25 protein-coding genes are annotated in these 22807 nt (G+C 72.4%); 19 read left to right on the top strand and 6 right to left on the bottom strand.

Features of this window, described 5'->3' with window-relative positions; translation table 11 throughout:
• The first annotated feature begins 43 nt into the window (after positions 1–43).
• The gene (locus DEJ21_RS00505; protein WP_111223373.1) at positions 44–409 is read left to right on the top strand and encodes a hypothetical protein; all 366 of its coding nucleotides are present in this window, start codon (positions 44–46) and stop codon (positions 407–409) included.
• Positions 410–412: 3 nt separating this feature from the next.
• Here the strand turns inward: DEJ21_RS00505 and DEJ21_RS00510 are convergent, their stop codons facing one another.
• Positions 413–907, bottom strand: coding sequence for a hypothetical protein (locus DEJ21_RS00510; RefSeq protein ID WP_111223374.1), 495 nt, complete (start codon positions 905–907; stop codon positions 413–415).
• A gap of 162 nt (positions 908–1069) precedes the next feature.
• Between DEJ21_RS00510 and DEJ21_RS00520 the strand changes: the two genes are divergently transcribed.
• From DEJ21_RS00520 to DEJ21_RS00540, 5 genes are all read left to right on the top strand, one after another.
• The gene (locus DEJ21_RS00520) at positions 1070–2188 is read left to right on the top strand and encodes a M23 family metallopeptidase (RefSeq protein WP_146247663.1); all 1119 of its coding nucleotides are present in this window, start codon (positions 1070–1072) and stop codon (positions 2186–2188) included.
• A 160-nt stretch (positions 2189–2348) separates the two neighbouring features.
• Positions 2349–3623 (top strand): hemolysin family protein, encoded by a 1275-nt coding sequence (locus tag DEJ21_RS00525; RefSeq protein WP_111223377.1) that lies wholly within the window; start codon positions 2349–2351, stop codon positions 3621–3623.
• 430 nt (positions 3624–4053) lie between these two features.
• On the top strand, positions 4054–4965 hold the full coding sequence (locus DEJ21_RS00530) for a helix-turn-helix transcriptional regulator (RefSeq protein ID WP_111223378.1): 912 nt from the start codon (positions 4054–4056) through the stop codon (positions 4963–4965).
• Between the two features lie 31 nt (positions 4966–4996).
• Positions 4997–5737 carry a class I SAM-dependent methyltransferase gene (locus DEJ21_RS00535; protein ID WP_111223379.1) on the top strand — a complete coding sequence of 247 codons (741 nt, stop codon included), beginning with the start codon at positions 4997–4999 and terminating at the stop codon, positions 5735–5737.
• A gap of 168 nt (positions 5738–5905) precedes the next feature.
• On the top strand, positions 5906–6388 hold the full coding sequence (locus tag DEJ21_RS00540; protein ID WP_071406263.1) for an FBP domain-containing protein: 483 nt from the start codon (positions 5906–5908) through the stop codon (positions 6386–6388).
• Between the two features lie 95 nt (positions 6389–6483).
• Here DEJ21_RS00540 and DEJ21_RS00545 read toward each other — a convergent pair whose 3' ends face one another.
• On the bottom strand, positions 6484–7470 hold the full coding sequence (locus DEJ21_RS00545) for an aldo/keto reductase (protein WP_111223380.1): 987 nt from the start codon (positions 7468–7470) through the stop codon (positions 6484–6486).
• Positions 7471–7581: 111 nt separating this feature from the next.
• On the opposite strand from DEJ21_RS00545, the gene DEJ21_RS00550 reads away from it, so the two are divergent.
• The 7 genes from DEJ21_RS00550 (at position 7582) to DEJ21_RS00580 (ending at position 14365) form a co-directional block, all read left to right on the top strand.
• A complete protein-coding gene (locus DEJ21_RS00550; RefSeq protein ID WP_111223381.1) occupies positions 7582–7818 on the top strand; it encodes a hypothetical protein in 237 nt (78 codons plus the stop codon).
• Positions 7819–7945: 127 nt separating this feature from the next.
• Complete coding sequence (locus DEJ21_RS00555; RefSeq protein ID WP_071248531.1) at positions 7946–8491, top strand: acyl-CoA thioesterase; 546 nt, start codon at positions 7946–7948, stop codon at positions 8489–8491.
• Positions 8492–8523: 32 nt separating this feature from the next.
• Positions 8524–9111 carry a YdeI family protein gene (locus tag DEJ21_RS00560; RefSeq protein WP_111223382.1) on the top strand — a complete coding sequence of 196 codons (588 nt, stop codon included), beginning with the start codon at positions 8524–8526 and terminating at the stop codon, positions 9109–9111.
• A gap of 74 nt (positions 9112–9185) precedes the next feature.
• On the top strand, positions 9186–10067 hold the full coding sequence (locus DEJ21_RS00565; protein WP_027466858.1) for an aldo/keto reductase: 882 nt from the start codon (positions 9186–9188) through the stop codon (positions 10065–10067).
• Positions 10068–10245: 178 nt separating this feature from the next.
• The gene (locus DEJ21_RS00570; protein WP_258374799.1) at positions 10246–10824 is read left to right on the top strand and encodes a PadR family transcriptional regulator; all 579 of its coding nucleotides are present in this window, start codon (positions 10246–10248) and stop codon (positions 10822–10824) included.
• Positions 10821–11549, top strand: coding sequence for an ABC transporter ATP-binding protein (locus tag DEJ21_RS00575; RefSeq protein ID WP_111023418.1), 729 nt, complete (start codon positions 10821–10823; stop codon positions 11547–11549). The genes DEJ21_RS00570 and DEJ21_RS00575 overlap by 4 nt, the downstream gene beginning before the upstream one ends.
• A complete protein-coding gene (locus tag DEJ21_RS00580) occupies positions 11546–14365 on the top strand; it encodes an ABC transporter permease (RefSeq protein ID WP_111223384.1) in 2820 nt (939 codons plus the stop codon). The genes DEJ21_RS00575 and DEJ21_RS00580 overlap by 4 nt, the downstream gene beginning before the upstream one ends.
• A 121-nt stretch (positions 14366–14486) precedes the next feature.
• Here DEJ21_RS00580 and DEJ21_RS00585 read toward each other — a convergent pair whose 3' ends face one another.
• Entirely contained in the window at positions 14487–15158 is a 672-nt protein-coding gene (locus DEJ21_RS00585; protein ID WP_027466861.1) for an SDR family oxidoreductase, read from the bottom strand.
• On the bottom strand, positions 15155–15553 hold the full coding sequence (locus DEJ21_RS00590) for a cupin domain-containing protein (protein WP_111223385.1): 399 nt from the start codon (positions 15551–15553) through the stop codon (positions 15155–15157). Before DEJ21_RS00590 ends, DEJ21_RS00585 begins: the two co-directional genes overlap by 4 nt.
• 110 nt (positions 15554–15663) lie before the next feature.
• On the opposite strand from DEJ21_RS00590, the gene DEJ21_RS00595 reads away from it, so the two are divergent.
• From DEJ21_RS00595 to DEJ21_RS00620, 6 genes are all read left to right on the top strand, one after another.
• Entirely contained in the window at positions 15664–16821 is a 1158-nt protein-coding gene (locus DEJ21_RS00595; RefSeq protein ID WP_111223386.1) for a sorbosone dehydrogenase family protein, read from the top strand.
• Between the two features lie 55 nt (positions 16822–16876).
• A complete protein-coding gene (locus DEJ21_RS00600) occupies positions 16877–17755 on the top strand; it encodes a helix-turn-helix transcriptional regulator (protein ID WP_111223387.1) in 879 nt (292 codons plus the stop codon).
• A 264-nt stretch (positions 17756–18019) separates the two neighbouring features.
• Positions 18020–18934 carry a helix-turn-helix transcriptional regulator gene (locus tag DEJ21_RS00605; RefSeq protein ID WP_181435738.1) on the top strand — a complete coding sequence of 305 codons (915 nt, stop codon included), beginning with the start codon at positions 18020–18022 and terminating at the stop codon, positions 18932–18934.
• Entirely contained in the window at positions 18931–19134 is a 204-nt protein-coding gene (locus DEJ21_RS00610; RefSeq protein ID WP_071404097.1) for a hypothetical protein, read from the top strand. The genes DEJ21_RS00605 and DEJ21_RS00610 overlap by 4 nt, the downstream gene beginning before the upstream one ends.
• 60 nt (positions 19135–19194) lie before the next feature.
• Positions 19195–19893, top strand: coding sequence for a carboxymuconolactone decarboxylase family protein (locus DEJ21_RS00615; protein WP_111223389.1), 699 nt, complete (start codon positions 19195–19197; stop codon positions 19891–19893).
• A complete protein-coding gene (locus DEJ21_RS00620; protein WP_111223390.1) occupies positions 19890–21083 on the top strand; it encodes an MFS transporter in 1194 nt (397 codons plus the stop codon). The genes DEJ21_RS00615 and DEJ21_RS00620 overlap by 4 nt, the downstream gene beginning before the upstream one ends.
• Before the next feature lie 9 nt (positions 21084–21092).
• Here the strand turns inward: DEJ21_RS00620 and DEJ21_RS00625 are convergent, their stop codons facing one another.
• Positions 21093–22064, bottom strand: a complete 972-nt coding sequence (locus tag DEJ21_RS00625; protein ID WP_111223391.1) for an NAD(P)-dependent oxidoreductase — start codon at positions 22062–22064, stop codon at positions 21093–21095.
• Between the two features lie 152 nt (positions 22065–22216).
• Positions 22217–22702: a DUF4126 family protein gene (locus DEJ21_RS00630; protein WP_181435739.1), complete on the bottom strand. Its 486-nt coding sequence runs from the start codon at positions 22700–22702 to the stop codon at positions 22217–22219.
• Between the last annotated feature and the right edge of the window lie 105 nt (positions 22703–22807).

Genomic DNA, 22807 nt, shown 5'->3' on the forward strand with positions numbered 1-22807 from the left:
GCGTGGACTGGTCTTCCGCAGCACCAGAGCGAGGAGCGCGCGCATGACCACCACACGGCAGACCCCGGACGACTTCGGCTGGACCGCGGAGGACCTGCGGTCCGCCTACGCCTCGGACGGCAGCGGCCCGTACCGGTACGCGCCGGACGGCTCCGGCCCGTTCTCGTACGACCCCGACGGCTCCGGTCCGTGGCTCGTCGGACCCGAGCCCCGTCGGAGCACGAAGCGGTTCGCACCGCGCCAGCGTGGCAGCCGGTCGCGCTTGCGGCGGATCGGGACGGCCTGCACCGCCGGAGCGCTGGCACTCGTGCTCGCCGTCGGCAGTGTCTCCGTCGTCGCGCACGCAGCTCCTCCACACCCGTCAGTGCAGGCGGGCGCCGCGCAGGGCTCCGGACCCGACGGAGCCTGAGCCTCAGTCGCCGATCGAGACGCGGAACACCCGGACGCCGGCGGCACGGAGCCCGGCGAGGCCGAGCCGCATGCGCAGGGGCCGGAAGGGCCGGCGGAACCCGGAGGACGCCGACGCGGCATCGATCTGGTGCAGGACCTCGGACGTCAGGGTGCGCTCGAGCTTCGGCGCGAGCCGGGTCACCCCGGACACCGTGACGACGATGCGGACCGCGTGCGGCGCGAGCATCGGTGCGATGAGCTCGGCAGCCGCCTGCGCCCGGTGGAACGCTGGGTCGTCACCGGGGCGGCGGATCGCGATGACGGCCAACGCCGCGTCCCACGTCTCCTCGGGGTCCGGCAGGTCGTCGACCCCGATGACCCGCATCCGCCCGGCGTCGATCCCGGCGCGCACGGCGGCGGCCCGGAGCACGGGGAGGAGTTCCTGGGTACCGGCCAGCACGACGTCGGCCGACGCCAGGTCGACCGTTCCGTACCGCTCACGCGGCGATCGGGCCATGGTGCGGGTCCTTCCGTCGCTTTCCCCTGACCGTACCGATGCGGAGGGTCCGGGGGACGCTTCCGCCCGCGGTGATCAGGGGCCTCCCAGCGCACTCGGTAACGAAAAGATCACGAAAGGGCCTGTACAAAGCGACAGAGTCGTGCAGAATGGTGGGCGGCCATGACGACTGCACCCGAACTCGACCAGCACCCGGAGACCCCGGTGGTGCACCTGTCCCGTCGCGCCGCCCTCGAGGCCGAGCGTGCAGCAGCCCGCGGACCGCAGCGTCGCAGCAAGACGGCGCCGGTCGCGAAGGCCGCCAAGGCAGAGAAGCCGGCCAAGGCAGCGAAGGTCGCCAAGCCGGCGAAGGCAGCGAAGCCGGCCAAGGCACCGAAGGCCGCGAAGGTCGCCAAGCCCGCGCAGGCCGTCGTCCTCGCGACCGCGTCCTCGGCCACCGAGCCGGCCGGCCGCCGCTCCGCAACCGCACGCGCCACAACCGAGCACGTCGACGACCGCATCCAGCGCGTCGTCCGTCGCCCTGCGCCCAAGGTGACGCGCGTCGCCAGCGCACCCCGCGCCTCCCGGTCGGCCCGCGCCGGACGCATCACCCTCACCAGCGCCGCCGCCGCCATCGCGATGTTCGCCGCCTCGGCGATGCCCGCCCACGCGAGCGCCGGCACCTCGATGGCCACCTCGACCATCGCGCCCGTCGTGCGCACCCAGGACTACGCCGTGACCCAGGCGGTCACGGCCGCCGGGTTCGACCGTGACGGGTTCACCGTCGGCGGCGGCTCGACCGTCACCACGAAGACCGCTGGTTCCGCCGACACCGCGGCGACCGCGGGTGGCGCCGTCTCGTTCGGCGGCGCGGTCCGCTCGCCGTTCCCCGGCCCGGTGCAGATGAGCTCCGGCTTCGGGTACCGCTCTGCACCGTGCGGCGCGTGCTCGTCGCTGCACCAGGGCCTCGACTTCACCCCGGGCATGGGCACGCCGATCGGCGCCGTCGCCGCGGGCAAGGTCCGGGTCTCGGGCACGTACTTCTCGTACGGCAACGCGGTCATCATCGACCACGTGGTCGACGGCCGTCAGGTCTCCACGCTCTACGGCCACATGATCCCCGGCTCCTCGCCGCTCAAGGTCGGCGACACCGTCGCGGCCGGACAGTTCATCGGGCTCGTCGGGTCCTCCGGCGTCTCGACCGGTGCGCACCTGCACCTCGAGGTCCTGATGGACGGCGTCACGCCGATCGACCCGAAGGCGTGGCTCGAAGCCCGCATCGGTCGCTCGCTCACGCTGTAGCGACCGCCTCTGTGACGACCGCGCCCCGTCGCGAGGCCGGATCCACAGCCGCTGTCGAGCGGCAGCACGGTGATGTCCCAGTCGGCCTGTGCAGACTCACAGGCATGGACGATCCCCACAGACCGCCCGCCCGTCGTCGATCCGAGGCGGCTGCCCGCTGATGGGCGCTGACACCTGGATCGCCTTCGGGCTCGTCATCCTCTTCGTGCTCGTCGGCGGGGTCTTCGCAGCCGCCGAGATCGCACTCGTCTCCCTCCGCGAATCCCAGCTGCAGCAGCTCGAACGCCGCGGCCCTCGCGGGATGCGGGTCGCCGAGCTCGGTCGTGACCCCAACCGGTTCCTGTCCGCCGTGCAGATCGGCGTGACCGTCGCCGGGTTCTTCTCCGCCGCGTACGGTGCATCCTCGATCGCACCCGACGTCGCGCCGCTGTTCCAGGGGCTCGGCCTCGAGCAGGGCACGGCCGAAGCCGTCGCGCTGGTGCTGATGACCCTCGTCATCGCGTACCTGTCGCTCGTGTTCGGCGAGCTCGTGCCGAAGCGCCTCGCCCTGCAGCGTGCCGAGGGCTTCTCGATGGCCGTCGCCCCGACCCTGGAGCGCTTCGCGGTGCTGATGCGGCCGGTGATCTGGCTGCTCTCGAAGTCCACCGACACCGTCGTGCGACTGCTCGGTGGCGACCCGGACGCCCGCAGCGAGTCGATGAGCACGGAGGAGCTCCGCGGCCTGGTCGACGAGCACACCGGCGTCGACGAGCAGGGACGCCGGATCGCCCGCAGCGCCCTGGACGCCGGTGACCGCATCCTGCGGGAATCGATGCGGCCCTGGTACGACGTGTCGACGCTGGACGCCGGCCTCTCCGTCGCCGAGGCCACCGACCAGGCCATCGCGGCCGGGCACACCCGGTACCTCGTGACCTCCGGCGGGCGCGACGAGGTCCAGGGGTTCGTGCACCTCCGTGACCTGCTGCGTCCGGTCGACCCCGCGGCCCCGGTCGCCACGCTCGTCCGGCCGGTGCTCGCCCTGCCCGAGACGAAGTCACTGTCGAGTGCGATCGCGGACATGCGCACCGACGGCCACCAGATCGCCCTGGTCGTCGACGAGTACGGCGGCAGCGCCGGCATGGTCACGCTCGAGGCGCTGCTCGAGGACCTCGTCGGCCGCATCCGCGACGAGTGGGACACCACCGAGTACGACGAGTCGATGCTCGCGCACGACGGCGTCGACGGAGCCACGGTGCTCGAGGACCTGGCTGCGGACGGTGGCCCCGTCCTGCCCGACGGTGACTACGAGACCGTGGGTGGGCTCGTGCAGGTGCAGCTGGACCGCGTGCCCGAGGTCGGCGACGTCGTCCTGGCCGGTGGACACCGCCTCGAGGTGACCGCCATGGACGGTCACCGCGTCGCGCGCGTGCGCATCGGGGCCGACGCCGCGCCCTGACCGGTTGGCGGAGCGTGGGAAGCCCGTGGCGGCAGGCGGTCGCAACACCCCGCGGGGCGCCGGCGAGCGGTCACAGGCCGTCGCCTGCGGCGCCACCAGCCGACAGGTCGCGACCACCCGGCGGGCGGCACGCGACGCGTCGCGACCGGTCGGGCACGGCCGGTCACGCAACGGAACGCGACCAAACGGCGGACAGGAGGCGCGTGGCGGGGCCGCCCCGCGCCTCCCGTCCGCCGCTCCGGGCGGTCGCAACACCCCGCAGGGCGCCGGCGAGCGGTCACAGGCCGTCGCCTGCGGCGCCACCAGCCGACAGGTCGCGACGGGACGGCGCACGGCACGCGACGTGTCGTGACCAGTCAGCGACGGCCGGCGGCCCCGCCTCGGACCTCCCGCCTGCCGGACGCACGGCCCGGGCACGTACGCTCTCCCCATGGGTATCGACGTGCGCAACGAGATCCGCGACTTCCTGTCCTCCAGGCGGGCACGGCTCACCCCCGAGCAGGTCGGCATGCCGTCGTTCGGCGGCGGGGTCCGACGGGTCCCCGGGCTGCGTCGGCACGAGGTCGCCATGCTCGCCGGCGTGAGCGTCGACTACTACACGCGGCTCGAGCGCGGCTCGCTCAAGGGCGTCTCGGACAGCGTGCTCGAGGGCCTGGCGAGCGCCCTGCAGCTCGACGAGGACGAGCGAGCGCACCTGTGGGACCTCACGCGCCTGGCGAACTCCGGCGCGAAGGTCATGCACCGGAACGTGCCGACCCGCGTGCGCCCCGGCGTGCAGCGGCTGCTCGACGCCATCACCGGCGCACCGGCCTGGGTGCGGAACGAGCGCGGGGACGTCGTCGCGACGAACGAGCTCGGCCGTGCGCTCTACGCACCGCTCTTCGCCGGCCCCGGACGCCCGGTGAACACCGCACGCTTCACGTTCCTCGACCCGGCCGCCCGCGACTTCTTCCCGGACTGGGCACAGACCGCGAAGGACGCCGTGGCCGTGCTCCGGACCGCCGCGGTGTCGAACCCCTGCGAGCCGGGGCTCATCACGCTCGTCGGTGAGCTCTCCACCCGGAGCGAGGAGTTCCGCGGCTGGTGGGCTGCCCACGACGTCCGGATGCAGCGCACCGGCAAGAAGCGCATCGACCACCCGATCGTGGGGGAGCTGCGGCTGTCCTACGAGGCGCTCGACCTGGTCGCCGACCCCGGCCTGACGCTGTTCTCGTACTCGGCCGAACCGGGCAGCGAGTCCGAGCGGTCGCTCGCGCTGCTCGGCAGCTGGGCCGCGACGGAGCGGGCCGAGCAGTACGCGGCCCTGCGCGAGTCCGAGCCCGAGTCCGAGTCGGTCGACTGACCCGGACCCCGCGGGTTCGGAGGGTGGGGACGTGACCAGGACGACGGACGGCTCAGCAGGAGACGCGGACCGTCGGCAGCACCGCCGGCCCGAACCCGCGTTCGCCCGTGCGGTCGCGAAGGCCCTCGGTGACGCCCGGACCGTGCTCGACGTCGGGGCCGGCGCTGTTTCCTACGCACCGACCGACCGCGACGTGACCGCCGTGGAACCCGCCGGAGACCTGCGCTTCGCCGACGACACCTTCGACGCCGCGATGACGACCTTCTCGCTGCACGCGTGGGACGACCTCGAACGCGGGCTCGCCGAGGTGCGTCGGGTGACCCGGGGCCCCATCGTGGTGCTGACGTTCGACCCCGACCGCATCGAGCGCTCCTGGCTCGCCGAGTACGCGCCCGAGGTGCTGGCGGCCGAGGCCCGTCGCCACCCCGCACTGCCGCGGATCGCCGACGCACTGGGCGACGACACCGTGACGAGCACCCCGTTGCCGATCCCGTTCACGTGCGTTGACGGGTTCGCCGAGGCGTACTACGCGCGCCCCGAGCGTCTGCTCGACCCCGGCGTGCGCCAGGCGGACCCGGCGTGGGGACTGGTCGACGAGTTCACCGTGCGGCGGTCGGTGGCTGCGCTCCGGACCGCGCTGGAGTCGGGGGAGTGGGACCGGCGGCACGGGTCGTTGCGGATCCGCCCGACGTACGAGGGCTCGGTCGTCCTGGTCACGGCGACGCCGAACCGACCGCGGGCGGACCGGGCCGGGGTTGACACCCGGTCGTAGGCTGGTCGGGTGAGCTTCCAGGAGGTGGTCGGCGCCCGTATCGCCGGCATCAGGGCGTGAGGCCCTCGGTCGTGCCCTCGGGTGCGGCCGCCCTCGTCGAACCCTGACCTCCTCCGCCCGGTGCGGTGTGCGTCCGCACACCCCGGGCCCGCACGAAAGCGATCAACCATGCTCCCCATCGTGGAGAAGACCCTCCGCACGTCCTTCGTCAACGCCTCGCGCAAGGAGGTGTCCGACCTCACGCTGCCCGCCGACTTCGAGACGCTCGACTGGGACGCGCTCGACTACCTCGGCTGGCGCGACCCGAAGATCGGGCGGCGTGCGTACGCCGTCGTGCCGACCCTGGACGGCGACCTGATCGGCATCCTGTTCCGGCAGGCCGAGGCCTCGCCCCGCTCCCGCGCCCAGTGCTCGTGGTGCCAGGACGTCAAGCTGCCGAACGACGTCGCGTTCTACAGCGCGAAACGGTCCGGGCCGGCCGGACGGAACGGCAACACCGTCGGCACCCTGGTGTGCCAGGACTTCCAGTGCTCGCGGAACGTCCGGAAGCTGCCGCCGCCCGCCTACGAGGGCTACGACGTCGAGGCCGCGCGCCTCCGGCGCATCGAGGACCTGCAGGTCCGGGCCGCGTCCTTCGCCGCCGAGGTCTGAGACGCCGGCGTCTCGCGTCCGCTGACGCGACTGACGACGGACGGGAGGCCCGGTGCCAGCTGGCACCGGGCCTCCCGTCCGTCATCCGGTCGCGTCTACCGACCGATGGTCGACATGTCGGGGTAGCGGTCACCGGTCGGGACCGGCAGCGCCGACAGGCGCGACAGCTGGTCCGCCGTGAGGGTCAGGTCGGCTGCGCCGACGTTCTCCTCGAGGCGGGAGACCCGCTTCGTGCCAGGGATCGGGACGATGTCGTCGCCCTGGGCGAGCAGCCAGGCGAGCGACACCTGCGCCGGGGTGGCCCCGGCCTCGGTCGCGATCTCCTTGACCGCGTCGACGATGCGCATGTTCTGCTCGAACGCCTCCTGCTGGAAGCGCGGGTTCGCCAGGCGGAAGTCGTCGGAGTCCAGGTCGGACGGCTTCGTGATGGCACCCGTCAGGAACCCGCGGCCGAGCGGCGAGTACGGCACCAGGCCGATGCCGAGCTCGCGCAGGGTGTCGAGCACGTCGCCCTCGGGGTCACGCGTCCACAGCGAGTACTCGCTCTGCAGCGCGGTGATCGGGTGGACCGCGTGGGCCTTGCGGATGGTGTCGGCACCAGCCTCGGACAGTCCGATGTGCCGGATCTTGCCCTCCTGAACGAAGCCGGCGAGCTGGCCGATGACGTCCTCGATCGGGACGGCCGGGTCGACGCGGTGCTGGTAGTAGAGGTCGATGTGGTCCGTGCCCAGGCGACGGAGGGAGCCCTCGAGCGCCTCGCGCACGGACTCGGGCTTGCTGGAGATCCCGCGCTGCTGCGTCGGCGTCTCCTCACCGGCCTCGTGCTGGTACAGGCCGAACTTGGTCGCGATGACGACGTCGTCGCGACGGCCCTCGAGCGCGCGGCGCAGGAGTTCCTCGTTCGTGTAGGGGCCGTACGCCTCGGCGGTGTCGAACAGGGTGACGCCGAGGTCGATCGCGCGGTGGATGGTGCGGATCGACTCGTCGTCGTCGGTGCCGGCGCCCGTGTAGAAGGCGCTCATGCCCATGGTTCCGAGGCCGATCGGGCCGACCTCGAGGTCTGCGAGCTTGCGTGTCTGCATGCTGCAGGTCTACTCCCGGTCCCCCTGACGGCGGGAGGCACTGGCTGTACCCGCCTCCGCACCGCTACGCTGCGAGGGACGGGGCAGACGCCCCGGGCTCGGGGGAATGTCGTGGTCGTCATCTGGATCGTCATCGCCGTGGTCGTCGTGCTCGGCGCCCTGCTCGTCGTGCTCGAGGTGCAGAACCGCCGTCGGCGGCGAGCGCTCGAATCGATCGAAGACCTGTCGGATCCGCGTGACAGCGCACGCGCCGCGGCCGAAGCCGATGCGGCGCACTCCAGGACCGAGGGGCTCGCCAAGTCCGCGCACCCCGGCATCACGGGCGCCGGCGGCGGCTTCCCCGGCTGAACCGCCCGACCCCGCCGCCTGCCGATTGTCGGGAGCGGCTGGTCGTGTGTCGGCAGACGGCCGCGCGCTTCGTGAGGTTCCTCCAAGGTGCTCGCACGAGTGCTCCGCGCACTGGTGTGATCGACCCGTGAACCTGTACTTCCGACTGCTCCTGCTGCAGCTGCGCACCCGTCTGCGCGCTCGGGTCGGTGGACGCCGCCGGGCGTCGCTCTGGGACGAGGTCCGGACGCCGTTCCGGGTGGTCCCGACCGACCTCGACCCCCTGCGCCACGTCAACAACGGCAAGTACCTGTCGATGCTCGACCTCGGTCGGCTCGACCTGATGCTCCGCTCCGGGTATTGGGCAGCACTGAGCGAGCACGGCTGGTACCCCGTCGTCTCGGCGCAGACGATCACGTACAAGCGGTCGCTGACGCTCGGGCAACGGTTCGAGCTCCGCACCCACGTGCTCGGGGTCGACGACCGTGCCGTGTACCTGGAGCAGACGTTCGTGCGACAGGGTGCCGTGATGGCCCGCGCCGTGGTGCAGGCCCGGTTCCTGCGGCGTTCCGGCGGGACCGTGCCGACCGCGGACCTGCTCGAGGCGGCGGGTGGCGCGGACCGCGACCTGACCGTGCCCGACTGGGTGCACGACTGGGCGAGTGCAACCCGGATCAGCAGCGGCGCGGCCTGACCCGAGCGGCCGGCCGGTCCTACGATGACCGCATGGACATCGTCGACCTGGTGCTGCCGGACGTCGCCGCGTGGCGCGCCTGGCTCGACGACCACGAGCACGAACCGGACGGGGTGTGGCTCGTGCTCGCGAAGAAGGGCGTCACGGAGCCGACGACGCTGACCTACGACACGGCCCTCGACGAGGCGCTCTGCTCCGGGTGGATCGACGGGCAGCGGCGCGGACGTGACGACTCCACCTACCGCCAGCGGTTCACCCCGCGCCGGAAGGCTTCGCTGTGGTCGCAGCGGAACCTCGGCCTGGTCGCCGCGCTCATCGCCGAGGGGCGGATGCGGGAGCGCGGGCACGCCGAGATCGAGCGCGCCAAGGGTGACGGCCGGTGGGACCGCGCCTACGCCGGCTCGGCAACGGCCACGGTGCCCGAGGAACTGCAGGCCGCGCTCGACGCCGCCCCCGCAGCCGCCGCGCTGTTCGCCGAGCTCGACGCCACCAACCGGTACGCCGTCCTGCACCGCATCACCACCGCCCCGAACGCCACGGTGCGGACGAACCGGCTCGCCAGGCTCGTCGGCGGGCTCGAACGCGGCGAGACCCCGTACCGTCGGCCCACCCGTCCGTAGACCCTGCGAACCCGGAAAGCGGTCGGGGGACACCGACTCAGGGACCGGCAACGCACCGGGCGTAGACCGGGGACATGACCACAGGCACTGACACCACGAACCGTCCGGCCGCGTCCTCCGGCACCTTCCGCATCGGCGGCGACCTCGAGGTCAACCGGCTCGGCTACGGCACCATGCAGCTCACCGGCCCCGGCGTCTGGGGACCGCCGAAGGACCACGACGAGGCGATCCGCGTCCTCAAGCGTGCCGTCGAGCTCGGCGTGAACTTCTTCGACACCGCCGACTCGTACGGTCCCTACGTCGCCGAGGAGCTCCTCAAGGAGGCCCTGCACCCCTACGGCGACGACGTCGTCATCGCCACGAAGGCCGGCCTCACCCGCACCGGCCCGAACGTCTGGCCGCCCGTCGGCCGCCCGGAGTACCTGCGGCAAGAGGCGGAGATGAGCCTCCGCCGCCTGGGCCTCGAGCGCATCGACCTGTTCCAGCTGCACCGCATCGACCCGAAGGTCCCGCTCGAGGACCAGGTCGGCGAGCTGAAGAAGCTGCAGGACGAGGGCAAGATCCGCCACATCGGCCTGTCCGAGGTCTCCGTCGACGAGGTCAAGGCCGCGCAGGAGATCGCCACGATCGTCTCCGTGCAGAACCTCTACAACCTGCAGAAGCGTGACGCCGAGGAGCTGCTCGACTGGTCCGAGGAGCAGGGCATCGGCTTCATCCCGTGGTTCCCCCTGGCCACGGGTGGCCTGACCGGCGAGGACTCGCCGCTCACCGAGATCGCCGAGCGCAAGGGTGCCACCCCGGCGCAGCTCGCGCTCGCCTGGCTGCTCAAGCGCTCCCCGGTGATGCTGCCGATCCCCGGTACGTCGAGCGTCGCGCACCTGGAGGACAACCTCGCGGGTGCCACCGTCGAGCTGACCGACGACGAGTTCGAGGAGCTGGCGAAGCTGGGTCACTGACCCTCAGGACGCGACCGCGGGTCGCGAACGCGACGACCGGTCGGACGGGAGGCGCGGTGCCAGCTGGCACCGCGCCTCCCGTCCGTTTTCCCGCCCTGTCCAGATCCGTGCTTGCGCACGCATACCGGGTATGTGCATACTCAGTATGGCCACGGTGGCCCGAGACAGGGGAATTGTCATGAGCGTTCGGATGGGCGTACTCGCGCTGCTGGTGGGGGGACCCGGCTACGGGTACCAGCTCCGGGGGGAGTTCGAGCACCGCACCGGCGGGAGCTGGCCGCTGAACATCGGCCAGGTCTACACGACCCTGGACCGCCTGGAACGCGACGGCCTCGTGGCCCGCGGCGACGCCGACGACGACGGACACGTCGTCTACACGGCGACCGACGCGGGTCGCGCGGAGGTGGCACGCTGGTTCAGCGAGCCCGTGCCCGCGAAGCGCGGGCGTGACGAGCTGGCGATCAAGTTCGCCCTCGCCGTGACCGTGCCCGGGGTCGACGTCGCCCGGCTGGTGCAGGTGCAGCGCGGTGCCGCGATCCGGAACCTGCAGGACCTGACGCGGCTGAAGCGCACGACCGACCCGTCGACGGACCTGGCGTGGTCGCTCGTGCTCGAGTCGATGGTGTTCCAGGCCGAGGCCGAGGTGCGCTGGCTCGACCACGTGGAGTCGAGCGTCGCGCGGTACCGGCCGGACGAGCACCCGGCGGCACCGGCCAGTGCCGACGCTGCCGCTGCCGCTGCCCGGAGCGCACGGTGACCGCCGCACCGCTCCTGCAGCTCGACGCCGTGAGCGTGCACTACGGCTCCGGCGCGAAGGCCGTCACGGCCCTGGCCGGCATCGACCTGCGGGTCGAGCGTGGCGAGATGGTGGCGGTGATGGGCACCTCGGGGTCGGGCAAGTCGACGCTGCTCGCCTGCGCCGGCACCCTGCTGCCACCGACGAGCGGCGAGGTGCTGATCGACGGCGCCTTCGTGTCCGACCGTCCCGCCAAGGAGCTCGCAGCGCTGCGGCGCCGGCTCATCGGGTTCGTGTTCCAGGACTTCAACCTGATCCCCTCGCTGACCGCGGTCGAGAACGTGGCACTGCCGCTCGAGCTGGACGGGTGGAAGGCCTCGCAGGCCCGCCGCGCCGCGGAGCTCGCGCTGGACAACGTCGAGCTGTCGCACCGCGCCGACGCCTACCCGGACGACCTGTCCGGCGGCCAGCAGCAGCGCGTCGCGATCGCCCGCGGCGTGGTCGGCGAGCGCCGGCTCGTGCTCGCCGACGAACCGACCGGAGCCCTCGACTCGCAGACCGGCGAGGTCGTGCTCCGCATGCTCCGTCGGCACGTCGACGCCGGAGCCGGCGCGCTCCTGGTGACCCACGACGCCCGGCACGCGGCTTGGGCGGACCGGATCGTGTTCCTGCGCGACGGTCGGGTGGTCGACGAGACCGTGTACTCGGGCGTCGAGGCTGTACTCACGGACCGGACCGCCTCGTGAGCCGGGGTCGGCGTGCCGGGACCGGCCGGACGCCGTTCGCCCTGAGACCGGCGCTCCGTCTGGGGCGTCGACTGGCGTTCGCGAAGGCGGGCCGCGCGGCACTGATCATCGCGCTCATCGGGATCCCCACCGCCGGGTTCGCCGCCGTCGCCGTCGTCGTGCAGTCGACGCAAGCCACGGTCACCGAGCGGCTCGACTACGACCTCGGCCGTGCATCGGCGCAGATGCGGGTGTCCGGCCCGGACCTGCCCGGCATGGTGCAGGACCCGGTGCAGTGGGAGTTCACCGACTCGAAGCGGAACAGCCCCGTCACGGATTCGGACGAGGACGCACCGTTCACGAACGTCCTGGCCCACGTGCCCGACGGCGCCCTGTCGATCCCGGTGGGCAGCACGCCCGTCGTGCTGCAGGGTGCGCACGGCCCGGTCGGATTGACCGCCGTCGAGGGCAGCGTCTGGGATCCGTCGCTCGAGGGCCACTGGCACGTGCTCGACGGTTCCACGCCGACCACGCGCAGTGAGCTCATGGTCACGCCGGCGACCCTCGAACGCCTCGGGGCGCGGATCGGCGACACGGTGGACCTGACCGACCCGGTCACCAAGCGCTTCACGATCACCGGGACCATGACCGACCTGGGGACCGACCCGGGGACGCAGGGGGTGTTCCTGCCGTGGGGCACGACGCTCGCGACGACCGACACCGCCGACGACGCCGGGCTCACCGACGTCACCGTGTACCTGCCGTCGGACGCCCCGACGTGGTCGGAGATCCGCCAGCTCAACGCGCACGGCATCATCGTGCAGTCGCGTCCGGTCGTGCTCGACCCGCCCGACGCCCGGCTCCCCGGTGGGCAGCTGGGCTCGTCGCTCGGCTGGTACCTCGGGGCGATGGGGCTGCTCGGCGTCTTCGCGATGTTCGAGGTCGCCCTGCTCGCCGGGGCCGCGTTCCTGGTCGGCACCCGGGCGGACACCCGCTCGTACGCCATCGTCACGAGCGTCGGCGGAGACAAGCGGTTCGTCCGCACGATCGTCGCCGGGTCGGGCGTGGTGCTCGGCCTCGTCGGCGCGGTCCTCGGGGTCGTCGCCGGCACCGGGATCGGCGTGCTCGCCTACCGACTGATCGACAACGGCAACGTGGCGTCGTTCCCCGGGTTGCACGTGCCGCCGCTCCTGCTGCTGTCGATCGCCGTGGCCGGCGTGCTCGCCGGACTCGTCTCCGCACTCGTCGCCGCTCGGTCGGCCACCCGGATCAACGTGCTCGCGGCACTGCGGGGCTCGCTCCGTCCGGTGCCCGTCAGCCGTCCGGCCCGCCGTCGTCGTCGCATCTGGGGGCCGCTGCTCGTGGTCCTCGGCGCCGTGATGACGCTGGCGTGCGGTGTCGGGGTGCTCATGCTCAACGACCGTCCGGTGCAGCAGGACCGGTGGGCCTACGTCGTCGGCGCCGGCGTCGCGATCGGGCCGTGCCTGATGCAGCTCGGCATCGCCATCTGCTCACCGTGGCTGCTCGCCCTGATCACCCGGCTCACCTCGCGGGCCGGTCTGTCCGCCCGGCTCGCCGCCCGCGACGCACGCCGCAACCCGGTCCGCACGGTGCCGGTGCTCGCCAGCGTGATGAGCGTCGTGTTCGTGGCCTCGGTCGTGATCACGTGGAGCGCGTCGAGCCACGCCCAGTACGTCCGTGGGTACGAGTACTCCACGGCGGTCGGGGTGGCGACGGCCGAGGTGCAGCTGATCGGCACGGAGGGCATGCCCCAGGGCCACGACCCGGCCTTGACGGCGCACGCTGCGAAGATCGCGACACGCGTGTTCGACCACGACCGGATCCGAGTGCTCGGGGTCGTCAACGCCAGCGCGGGCGACACTCCCTCGACCGTCACGGAGCCGCACCGTTGGCAGGGCCGCGCGTGTCCGTCGAACAACACCACGAACTGCGCGGTCTACCTGGAGAGCGGCGACTCGATGGGTCCGCACATCTGGACGGGCACCGTCGACGACTACGCCGTGCTCACCGGCCACCGCCCGTCGGACGCGGTGCGGGATGCGCTGGAGGACGGCAAGGCAGTGTCGCTCTGGCCGGAGTACGCCCACGACGGCGCGGTCCGGATCGACGCGTTCCACGACCGCACGTGGGAGAGCCCGCCGATCACGGCGAAGACGAAGCCCGACTCCAGCGTGTCGATCCCGGCCGTCCTCGACGTGCAGACCCCGCGGATCCGGGTCGGTGTCTTCATGACGAAGGCGACCGCGGCGCAGTACGGGGTGGTCGCCGTCGACGGCATGCTCGTGACGAAGCTGCCCGGCGACATCGCCCCCGAGCAATGGGACGCGCTGAGTTCGGCGTGGCAGAGCTTCGGCGGCGACGACCGTGCCCGGTCGGACGGACCCCAGTTCACCTACGAAGCCGGCCCCACCGACAACGAGGCGATCATCCGGGCGATCGTGCTCGCACTCGCGGCGGCCGTCACCATCGGTGCGACGGCGGTGGCGATCGGACTCGCACGGTCCGACGGCCGGCGGGACGACGAGGTGCTCGACGCAGTCGGTGCCGCACCACGCCTGCGCCGAGGGGTGTCCACCTGGCAGGCGGCGATCCTGGCCACGGTCGGCTCGGTGATCGGGACGCTGCTCGGGCTCCTGCCGATCCGCGCCCTGACCCTGCGGTTCACCGAGAGTCCGGTCGGGGTGAACCACATGCCGTTCGTGCCGGACTGGCCGGTGCTGGCCCTGCTCGCGATCGGCCTGCCCCTCGTGGTGACGGCCGGGGCGTGGCTGACCTCGCGGGGTCGGCGGCGGGTGGCGGTGCGACGGGCGCACTGACGGACTGGAGGCCCGTGGCGGCATCGCCACGGGCCTCCCGTCCGTCACATGGTGAGCAGGAATGGTCGGGTCGCTGTGCCGGACCCGACCATTCCTGCTCACGAAGCGGCGAGCGCCGCGCTCACGCGAGCTCGGGCAGCGCCTCCGCGTAGGTGCGGAAGTCGCCGCGCTCCGTGTGGATCGCCCACAGGCGGTCGGCGATGGACTCCCCGGAGTGCTCGGGCTGCCCGTCGTCGATGCCGAACGGGATGATGAGCTGGCCGACGTGGACGTCCTCGTCGCGGACGGCGTCGTGCAGCAGCTGCGCGTAGGCGCTCTCGGCCGCGAAGGCGACGGACGTGCCGGTGACGCGGGCGCCAGGTCGGACCGCGCTGCCGCCGTTGACGAACAGGATCGTGCCGTGGCCGATGGCGCGCATGCCGGGCAGCACCTGGCGGACGGCGTTGACCGAGCCGTAGACCGAGAACTCGATCGGGCCGACCAGGTCGTCCGCGGTGGTCTCGAGCACGGGGCGCATGTACTCCTTGGCGGGGAGCGGGCTGTACTGCAGCACCTCGATGGGGCCGAGCTGCTCCGTAGCACGCTCGAGTGCGGTGCGCAGGGAGTCTCCGTCACGGACGTTCGCGGCGAACCCGGCTGCGGTGTGGCCGCGCTCACGCAGCTCTGCGGCGAGGCCGTCCAGGCGGTCCTGGTTGCGGGAGATCAGGGCGACGGCGAAGCCCTCACGGGCGAAGCGCTCGGCGACGGCGAGGCCGAGGCCCTTGCCGGCCCCGACGATGGCGATGGTGGTCATGCGGTGTACTCCTCGTCGCTCACGTGCTCGAGCCAGGTGGTGGTCGTCGCCGGGTCGTCGGCGGCCTCGAGCATCGCGAGGTGTTCCATGTAGTCGGTGGGTGTCGCGCCGTGCCAGTGTTCCTCGCCGGCCGGCGTGTAGACGGTCTGTCCAGCCTGCACCTCGATGACGCGGCCGTCCCGGCTGCCCATCCGCGCGACCCCCTCGGTGACGTGCAGGGTCTGGCCCTTGGCGTGCGAGTGCCAGGCGGTGCGGGCGCCGGGCAGGAACCGGACCTTGGCGACGGTCATCGTCTGACCGGGCTGCTTCGGCGAGGCGATGGCGTCGAGGTACACGTCGCCGGTGAACTGCTCGGGCGGGTTCTTGACGGTCGGCTGCTTCGGTTCGATCTGCATGCCGACGACGGTAGGCCGCCGTGCGCACCGTCGGGAGGTGCCGACAGACCCCCTCAGGGGTTTCCCGAACGCAGCGTGTGTGATCGACCCACGACCCCGGGAGGATCATCGTGGACACACCCGCCGGAACGCCCCGCAGCCGCCGCCTCTGGTCGGTGGCCGGCCTCGCCGCCGTCGCGGCGCTGGCCCTCACCGCCTGCACGAGCGGCGACGGAGCAGAGCGGGACGGATCCGACCGGGGCGGCTCGCCGTCGGCGCGCGCGACCGCGCCCGCCGACCTGTCGGCCGGTCAGGTGGCGCTCGACGGTGACACCACCGACGTGGTCACCGGCCTGGAGGCCCCCTGGTCGGTGGTCCTGACGGGTGACGACGGCGACGCGCTGGTCAGCGAGCGCGACTCGGCCCGGGTGCTCGAGCTGCGGTCCGACGGCACCACCCGCCAGGTCGGCACGGTCGACGGTGTCAGCCACGGCGGCGAGGGCGGACTGCTCGGGCTCGCGCTGCACGACGACGACCTGTTCGTCTACTCCACGGCCGACGACGGCAACCGGATCCAGCGGTACGAGCTGACGGGGAGCACCGGGTCGTGGGGGCTCGGCGAGGCGACGACGATCATCGACGGCCTGCCGAAGAACACGTTCCACGACGGCGGGCGGATCGCGTTCGGGCCCGACGACATGCTCTACGCGAGCGTCGGGGACGCCGGCGCGAGCACGGACGCGCAGGACGAGGAGTCGCTCGCGGGCAAGATCCTGCGGCTCACCCCGGACGGCGACGTCCCCGCCGACAACCCCATCGACGGATCACCGGTGTGGAGCCTCGGGCACCGCAACGTGCAGGGCATGGGGTGGTCGTCGGACGGCACGATGTTCGCGTCGGAGTTCGGCGAGGACACGAACGACGAGCTCAACGTGATCGAGCCCGGGTCGAACTACGGCTGGCCCGAGGTCGAGGGCACCGGCGGCGAGGACCAGGGCTTCGTCGACCCCGTGCAGCAGTGGTCCACCGACGAGGCGTCCCCGAGCGGCCTCGCCGTCGTCGACGACACGGTGTTCGTCGCGAACCTGCGGGGCGAGGTGCTCCGTGCGGTCCCCGCCGACGACCCCGGCACGGCGACCGAGTACTTCGCGGGCGACTTCGGCCGCATCCGGACGGTGCTCGAGGGCCCGTCGGACACGCTCTGGTTCGTCACGAACAACACCGACGGCCGTGGGACGCCGTCGAGCGGGGACGACCGGATCGTGTCCGTCCCGTTCACGCGCACGTGAAAGGGGTTCCCGCAGCCCCTCGCTCGCGCCGGACGGGGCGAAGTACCGTGACGGCATGAACCACCGCGACGAAGCGCGCGACTTCCTCTCCAGCCGTCGCGCCCGCATCACCCCGGAGCAGGCCGGCGTCGAGACCTTCGGCACACGGCGCCGCGTCACCGGGCTGCGTCGCGAGGAGGTCGCACGCCTGGCCGGCGTCAGCATCGACTACTACACGCGGCTCGAGCGCGGGAACCTGCAGGGGGTCTCGGACAGCGTGCTCGACGCCATCGGCCGGGCCCTGCAGCTCGACCCCGCCGAGCAGGAGCACCTGCGCGACCTGTCGCAGCACCAGAACGAGACCCCGCGTCGCGCCGGTCGTGTCGTGCCCGTCGCTGCCGTCCGACCCGAGCTGCAGTACCTGCTCGACGTCGTCACGGACGCCCCGGCGATGATCATCAACAACCGGCAGGACATCGTCGCCGCGAACGCGCTCGGCTTCGCGATGCACTCGGACCTGGTCGCGGCACCGGCCCGGCCGATGAACTTCTCGCGCTTCATCTTCCTCGACCCGCAGGCGCGGAACTTCTACCAGGACTGGCAACGGGCCGCGCACACGAACGTCGCGATCCTGCGCCGCGAAGCGGGCCGGACGCCGAACGACAAGGACCTCGCCGCACTGATCGGCGAGCTGTCGATGCGGAGCGACGACTTCCGCGAGCTCTGGGCAGCGCACGACGTCCGCCGCCACTACGCCGGCGTGAAGTCGTTCCGGCACAGCGTCGTGGGGCCGCTCGAACTGCACTTCCAGACGCTCGAACTCGCCGAGGACCCAGGACTCTCGCTCACGATCTACCCGGCGACGCCGGGCAGCCCGACGGCCGACGCCCTGCGGGTGCTGGCCTCGTGGGCGGCGACCGAGGGCATCGCGGAACGGGCGCGCCAGCTCGCCTGACGCGGTGGTCGCGACCACCGCGTGGACGGGCGCGGTCCGCTCAGCGGTGACGCGCCAGCGTCACGCGGGCCGCGCCGACCGAGCCTGCTAGGGAGGACGGGGCGGGCCCGCACCGCGCCTCCAGGCCGCTCGTGGTCGCGTCAGACCTCCGGGATCACCCGGTCGAACCGGCTCGTGTCCGTCCCGTCCGGGTCCGGGCCGATCCCTGCTGACGGGTACCAGCAACCCCTGCTTGCGACACCCGGCCGGCCGTACCGTGGACGCATGGACACCAGAAGCGAAGTGCGCGACTTCCTCCGCACACGCCGCGAGCGCGTCACGCCGCAGCAGGTCGGTCTGCCCGACTTCGGTGGGGTCCGCCGCGTCAAGGGACTGCGGCGCGAAGAGCTCGCACTCGTCGCGGGGATGAGCGTCGACTACTACGTCCGCCTCGAGCGCGGAAACCTGACCGGGGTCTCCGAGAGCGTCCTCGAGTCGTTGTCCCGTGCGCTGCTTCTGGACGATGCCGAGCACGCGCACCTCTTCGACCTGGCCCGTCTGCAGAACGCTTCGGGCGCCTCGCGCCGGACGATCCCGACGTCGAAGGTCCGGCCGAACGTGCAGCGGGTGCTCGACTCGATCAGCGCCCCGGCCTGGGTCCGCAACGGCCGGTTCGACTTCCTCGCCGGCAACGCGCTCGCCCGCGCGGTGTACTCGCCGCTGTTCCTGTCGCCCTCCGGCACCCCGAACACCGCGCGTTTCGCGTTCCTCGACCCGCGCGGTCAGCAGTTCTGGCGAGACTGGGACTCGGTCGCCGGCGACGTGGTCGCCGCCCTGCGCGCCGAGGCGGCCCGCTCGCCGTACGACAAGGGACTGACCGACCTGATCGGGGAGCTCTCCACCCGCAGTGACGAGTTCCGGCGGCGCTGGGCCGCGCACGACGTGATGCGGCACCGGAGCGGGGTGAAGCGCGTGCACCACCCGGACGTGGGCGACATCGACATGAGCTACGAGACGATGGAACTCGTCACGGACTCGGGGTTGACCATGGTCGTGTACGGCACCGAGCCCGGGTCGGCGTCCGAGGAACGGCTGCAGCTGCTGGCGAACCTCGCGGCGACGAGCGCGACCGGTGCGACGAGTGCGGCGGCTGCGTCGACCGCTTCCGTCGCCGGTGCTGCTGCCGGGGAGGACGCGTGAACGAGACCGAGTCCGTCGAGACCGTCGTCCCGGCTCCGCCGACCGGGTTCCTCGGCCGACTGCGGTTCCGGTGGCGCGCCGAGCAGGAGATCCACGAGCTCACCCGCGACCGTGAACTCGAGGAACGGGTCCGAGCCGAGGCAGCGGTGCGGCTCGCACCCGGGCCGTGGCACCTGGGGGAGCTGTTCCGGCGACGGTGACGGCTGAGGGGGGAGGACAGCACCTGTCACGGCTCCGCGGTCGGCCCTAGCGTCGAGGACATGACCTTCGCTGACACCGACCCCGAGTTCGCCCGGTACCACGCCGACTTCGTGGACGAGACCCTGCGGAACGCAGCACTCAGCGAGCACGACCGCGTGGTCGTCCAGCTCGGTGCGACGATCGCGGCCGGGGCGCCGACGGCGTTCCGCGACCTGCTGGACGCGGCCCTCGACGGCCCGCTCTCGCCCACCGAGGCGAAGGAGATCGTCTACCAGGCCGTGGCCTACGTCGGTTCCGCACGAGTCGGCGACTTCCTGACGATCACCAACGCCGTACTGGTCGCCCGCGGGGTCACTCTGCCTTTGGCTGGGCAGTCGACGACCACCCCGGCGGACCGGCTCGAGCGCGGCCGAGCGGTGCAGGGCGCCGTCGTCGGTGCGGATCGCGTCGACGCGATGTACGAGAACGCCCCCGCGGACGCCGTGCACTTCCAGCGGTTCCTGTCCGGCAACTGCTTCGGGGACACCGTCGGCCGGGACGGGTTGCCGCTGCCCACCCGTGAACTCCTGACCTTCGCGCTGCTCGCGGCGCTCGGCGGTGCCGACGCCCAGGTGCAGGGGCACGTGGCCGGCAACCTGAACGTCGGGAACACCCGCCAGCAGATGCTGGACGTCCTGACCGTGCTCGTCCCGCTCATCGGCTACCCGCGCACGTTGAACGCCCTGGCCGCCGTGAACGAGGGAGCACCCGCAGCATGACCACCGACCACTCGATGTCGACGGGCCGGACGCTGCTGTTCGCCGTCGCCGGGGGAGCAGCGGTCGGCAACCTGTACTGGTCGCAGCCACTGCTCGACGACATCGCATCGTCGCTCGGCACCTCGGCGTCGCTCGCCGGGCTGCTCGTCACGCTGACCCAGGTCGGCTACGCCCTCGGCATCCTGCTCGTCGTGCCGCTCGGGGACGTCCTCGACCGCCGACGCCTGATCCCCTGGGTGCTCGTCGCCTCCGCCGTCGCGCTGCTGCTCGCCGCTATCGCTCCGACCTTCGCGACGCTCCTGGTCGCCCTGGCGCTGGTCGGGCTGACCACGGTCGCCGGGCAGCTCCTCATCCCGCTGGCCGGGGACCTCGCCGACCCCGCGCAGCGCGGACGCGTGGTCGGCACGATCGCGTCCGGGGTGCTCACCGGCATCCTCGTGTCGCGGACGATCAGCGGCCTGGTCGCGGACGCGTTCGGGTGGCGCGCGATCTACGTGCTCGCCGCCGTCGTCGCGGTCGTCCTCGCCGTGCTGCTGCGGCGGGCCATCCCCGAGCTCGAGGCCCGCGGCGGGGTGGCGTACCCGCAGCTCATCCTGTCGGTGTTCCGTGCCGTCCGGACCCACCGGACCGTGCAGGTCACGCTCGTGATCAGCTCGTCGGTGTTCGCCGTGTTCACGATGTTCTGGACCGCGCTGACGTTCCTGCTGAGCAGCGACCCCTACGACTTCTCCACCAGCAGCATCGGGCTGGTCGGCCTGGTGGGGCTCGCGGGTGCCGTGGCGGCGCAGCGGGTGGGGCGACTGCACGACCGGGGGCTGTCGGTCCCCGTCACCGGGGGAGCGATCGTGCTCCTGCTCGTCTCCCTGGTCGTCGCCGGGATCGGTGCGCACTCGATCGTCGTGGTGCTGCTCGCCGTGCTGCTGCTCGACGTCGCCGTGCAGGCCGCGAACGTGCTCAACCAGACCCGGCTCTTCTCGGTCGACCCGGCCGCGCGGAGCCGGCTCAACACGGCCTTCGTCACCTCGAACTTCATCGGCGGGGCGATCGGCTCCGCGCTGGCGTCGGTGCTGTGGAACGCCGGGGGCTGGACAGCGATCACGATCGGCGCCGCTGTGCTGACCGGGTTCGCCGCGACGGTCTGGGTCGTGCACCGGAACCGTGGGCTCGTGGTCGAGCCGGAGCGGGTCTGACCACGGGGCTCAGCGGACCAGGGGGTTCGCGACCTCGAGCTCACGGTGGTCGACGAGCCAGCGCACGGCGTCCAGCACGGTCTCCTCGGCGGTGAACGCCGGTGCGTAGCCGAGCAGACGACTCGCCTTCTCGGTGCTGAAGACCTGGCTGCGGGACAGGTGTTCCCAGCTGGCGTCAGCGTGCTCTGGAGCCGTGGTCTCGCGGAACCGGTCCCACGTGACGGGGTCGAGCCGGGCCTCCTGGCCGAACCACGACGCTGCCAGGTGGGCGTACCCGCGCGCGGTGAGCGCCGTCGGAGCCGTGACGAAGAAGTCCTCGCCCGCCGCCGCATCGCGGTGCTCGACCGCGAGCTGGAACGCCTGCGCGACGTCGTCGGCGTGCACGTGGGCCATCGTCTCGGCGCCGAGACCGGGGACCTCGAGCGGTTCGCCGGCGGACAGCTTCGTCAGCACCGACGTGTCGAGGTTGCCGAGCGGACCGATCGGCGTCCAGCCCGGACCGCTGATGTGACCGGGGTGCAGCGACGTCGTGACCAAACCGCCTGATGCGGTTTCTTCCTTGAGCATCCGGGCGATGGCGTCCTTCTGGACTCCGTAGTCACCGAACGGCGGGGTTGCGTTCTGCTCGGTGATCGGCAGCACGTGCGAGACGCCGGCGCGCCAGATCGAGCCGCAGTGCACCAGGTGCGTACCGGTGCCGCGGAGCGCGTCGACCAGCGCTGCGGCGGAGGACTCGGTGAAGCAGACGAGGTCGACGACGGCGTCGGCACCGAGCGCGGCGATGCGGCTGCCGAAGGTGCCGTCGCGGTCCTCCTGCTCGCGGTCGGCGGTGATCCGCTCGACCTGCTGCCACTCCGGGGCGTCGGCGTACGGGGTGCTCGTGCCGCGGGTGACGGCGACGACCCGGTGACCCGAGCGGACGAGACGGGGGACGAGGAACGAGCCGATGTGGCCGGTGGCTCCGATGACGACGATGTGCATGGAGGCCACCGTAGGCCGAGGCGTGCGGATCGTGAGCAGGAATGGTCGGGTGCGGCGGTGCGACCCGACCGTTCCTGCTCACGAAACGCGCCCGCGGCACGCACGGCGCAAGCGGCGAGCGCCGGCGAGCGCAGCGCCGGCGAGCGCAGCGCTCAGTCGGCGGTGATGACCTTCACGGAGCCGGCGATGGTCGCGGCGTCCTCGGCGAGCGCGACGACGGGGTCGGGCAGGCCCGCGCCCCCGAGGGCCTTGCGCGCACCCCAGCCGACGAAGCTGCCGACGAGGGCACCGACGCCACCGAGGATCGCGCCCTCGATGCGCAGGTCGCGCTTGCCCGTGGTGCCGAGGGCGGCACCGGCGAGGGCACCGGACGCGATCCGTCCGAGCAGTGCGGACGGGGCGATGCGGTTCGGGGTCTTCGGCAGCTTGTCGCCGATGAGCTCACCGACGGCGGAGGCGACGAGCAGCCCGCGGCCGACCGGGGTGCTGAAGACCTTCCACTGCTGCCACGAACCCTTCAGCGAGGACCGGTCGTGGTTCAGTGCGAGGACGGCGAGCGGGGTGGCGCTCCGGCCGCCGCTCATGATGCCGAGGACCAGGGTGCGGACCAGGGTGTGCTGCTCGTGCTGCTTGCTCATCGTGACTCCTGTCGTGTTGCCCCCGACGGTACGCACGGTGACCTCGGGTGTTCCGAGCATCGCGGGCGACGGACGGACGCGAGCGTTCCCCGGGCGCTCCCCGGG

The sequence above is a fragment of the Curtobacterium sp. MCSS17_006 genome (genome assembly GCF_003234215.1).
GTDB lineage: Bacteria > Actinomycetota > Actinomycetes > Actinomycetales > Microbacteriaceae > Curtobacterium > Curtobacterium flaccumfaciens.

Excerpts from the sequence above, each read along its gene's own strand:
- DEJ21_RS00505 (WP_111223373.1), top strand. The coding sequence starts at position 44 with ATGACCACCACACGGCAGACCCCGGACGACTTCGGCTGGACCGCGGAG.
- DEJ21_RS00510 (WP_111223374.1), bottom strand. The coding sequence starts at position 907 with ATGGCCCGATCGCCGCGTGAGCGGTACGGAACGGTCGACCTGGCGTCG.
- DEJ21_RS00520 (WP_146247663.1), top strand. The coding sequence starts at position 1,070 with ATGACGACTGCACCCGAACTCGACCAGCACCCGGAGACCCCGGTGGTG.
- DEJ21_RS00525 (WP_111223377.1), top strand. The coding sequence starts at position 2,349 with ATGGGCGCTGACACCTGGATCGCCTTCGGGCTCGTCATCCTCTTCGTG.
- DEJ21_RS00530 (WP_111223378.1), top strand. The coding sequence starts at position 4,054 with ATGGGTATCGACGTGCGCAACGAGATCCGCGACTTCCTGTCCTCCAGG.
- DEJ21_RS00540 (WP_071406263.1), top strand. The coding sequence starts at position 5,906 with ATGCTCCCCATCGTGGAGAAGACCCTCCGCACGTCCTTCGTCAACGCC.
- DEJ21_RS00545 (WP_111223380.1), bottom strand. The coding sequence starts at position 7,470 with ATGCAGACACGCAAGCTCGCAGACCTCGAGGTCGGCCCGATCGGCCTC.
- DEJ21_RS00560 (WP_111223382.1), top strand. The coding sequence starts at position 8,524 with ATGGACATCGTCGACCTGGTGCTGCCGGACGTCGCCGCGTGGCGCGCC.
- DEJ21_RS00565 (WP_027466858.1), top strand. The coding sequence starts at position 9,186 with ATGACCACAGGCACTGACACCACGAACCGTCCGGCCGCGTCCTCCGGC.
- DEJ21_RS00570 (WP_258374799.1), top strand. The coding sequence starts at position 10,246 with ATGAGCGTTCGGATGGGCGTACTCGCGCTGCTGGTGGGGGGACCCGGC.
- DEJ21_RS00585 (WP_027466861.1), bottom strand. The coding sequence starts at position 15,158 with ATGACCACCATCGCCATCGTCGGGGCCGGCAAGGGCCTCGGCCTCGCC.
- DEJ21_RS00590 (WP_111223385.1), bottom strand. The coding sequence starts at position 15,553 with ATGCAGATCGAACCGAAGCAGCCGACCGTCAAGAACCCGCCCGAGCAG.
- DEJ21_RS00600 (WP_111223387.1), top strand. The coding sequence starts at position 16,877 with ATGAACCACCGCGACGAAGCGCGCGACTTCCTCTCCAGCCGTCGCGCC.
- DEJ21_RS00605 (WP_181435738.1), top strand. The coding sequence starts at position 18,020 with ATGGACACCAGAAGCGAAGTGCGCGACTTCCTCCGCACACGCCGCGAG.
- DEJ21_RS00615 (WP_111223389.1), top strand. The coding sequence starts at position 19,195 with ATGACCTTCGCTGACACCGACCCCGAGTTCGCCCGGTACCACGCCGAC.
- DEJ21_RS00620 (WP_111223390.1), top strand. The coding sequence starts at position 19,890 with ATGACCACCGACCACTCGATGTCGACGGGCCGGACGCTGCTGTTCGCC.
- DEJ21_RS00625 (WP_111223391.1), bottom strand. The coding sequence starts at position 22,064 with ATGCACATCGTCGTCATCGGAGCCACCGGCCACATCGGCTCGTTCCTC.
- DEJ21_RS00630 (WP_181435739.1), bottom strand. The coding sequence starts at position 22,702 with ATGAGCAAGCAGCACGAGCAGCACACCCTGGTCCGCACCCTGGTCCTC.